The 1,674-nt window shown below is 40.0% G+C and carries 1 protein-coding gene; it reads left to right on the top strand.

Annotated features, from left to right (window positions below; genetic code table 11):
- Nucleotides 1-427 precede the first annotated feature (427 nt).
- On the top strand, nt 428-1,674 hold a 1,247-nt coding region (locus E1176_RS01370; RefSeq protein ID WP_155208787.1), incomplete at its 3' end, for an efflux RND transporter periplasmic adaptor subunit.

Below are 1,674 nucleotides of genomic sequence, written 5' to 3'. Positions count from 1 at the left end.
ATTCTTTAATAGTTGTTCTATAAGCTCAAACTATTAAAATAGAACGCTCCTACGGAGCTAGCGCATAAGATTTTCATTTATCTATTACAGAGCGCTCCTCCGGAGCTACTATTGCCCCGGAGGGGCTTTCTGTAAATAGTTAGATATCAATTTTACAGTAGCACTGTAGGTGCGATCTATATTTTATACACAAAACGAATACCGTTTTTTTGAATAAAAGCTGAAAATTGGCTCCTATTGGCCTAAACTGACTTCACAGTTCTACTACTCCTACGCAAACATACACAATTTGTTCGGTAGCGGACGATCACGTCCAGCAATGAACGCTAGCGGACTATCAAATAACGCTATAACCCTATAAGAGCCTATTAAATCGATTGGCACACTTGTTGGCATCTAGCAACCGAACTTTAAAACTATCTCCTGAATGGATCGAAAGATTAAAAAAAAGAAGTGGACATTTAAGCGCATAGCAACTATAGGCGGTGCAACATTACTTGTCGTATTCATAGCCTACCAGTTTCTATTTGCTGATAGAAGGTCTAAGCTCAACGTAGAAAAAGAAAAGATCACTATTGCTACTGTAAATAATGGTGTTTTTGAAGAGTTTATACCTCAGACTGGTACCGTGGAGCCAAGTGTAACCTTTTACCTGGATGCCATTGAGGGAGGTACAATTAAAAAAGTGCATAAAGAAAGCGGGGCAATGCTGAGTAAAGGAGACGTGATACTCGAGCTTTCTAACTTAAACCGCGAGCTAAGTGTATTGAGCCAGGAGGCAAGTCTAAATGAAAGTATCAACCGATTAAGACAAACAAGATTGCAGCTTGAGCAAAACGATCTTAATCAACAACAAACACTTGCCTTGATTGAAAATCAGCTTGAAATACTTGAGCCACAGTATAATCGCCAGAAAGTACTTTTTGAGAAAGAGCTTATCTCCAAACAAGAGTTTGAGCAGACCAAAGCTAATTACGAATACAACCTTAAGCGAAAAGAAATAACTTACAAAAGCTATAAAAATGACTCTATTTCTCGCGTGAGACAGCTCAGACAGCTAAATCAATCTGAAAGACGCATGATGGAAAGTCTAAACGGAGTCGGGCAGATACTTGATAACCTTACCATTAAATCACCAATTGATGGGCAGCTTACCGCTCCTCAGTTATTTGAAGGTGAGGCTGTAAATACAGGCCAGAGACTAGGTCAGGTAGACAAGGTGGGGGTATATAAAGTATCAGTATTGATTGATGAGCTTTATTTACCACGTATCTCTGAAGGCTTAAAAGCGACCACCCGATTTGATAATAAAGAGTATGAGTTAGTGATCACATACATCTATCCAAACATCAACAATGGTAGGTTTGAAGTCGATATGCAGTTTGTTGGAGAAACTCCGGAAGGTATTAAAAGAGGTCAGTCACTGAGATTACGTATTCAATTAGGGCAGTCGTCAGAAGAGTTGCTATTGCCTGTAGGAGGCTTTTACAAAGATACCGGAGGAAACTGGGTGTTTGTAGTAACAGAAGGCGGGGCCAAAGCTGAGAAAAGAGAGGTAAGATTAGGAAGAAAGAATACAGAGCATTTTGAGGTACTCGAAGGTCTGGAGCCGGGTGATCGGGTGATCACTTCGTCTTACGACAATTTTGGCGACAACGAAGTGCTTGTTTTAAA

Origin of the sequence: Fulvivirga aurantia (assembly GCF_009711475.1) — a bacterium.
In the GTDB taxonomy this organism is placed as follows: Bacteria; Bacteroidota; Bacteroidia; order Cytophagales; family Cyclobacteriaceae; genus Fulvivirga; species Fulvivirga aurantia.
Note: the sequence above shows the minus strand (reverse complement) of the source record. Positions and strands in the feature narration are given on the sequence as shown.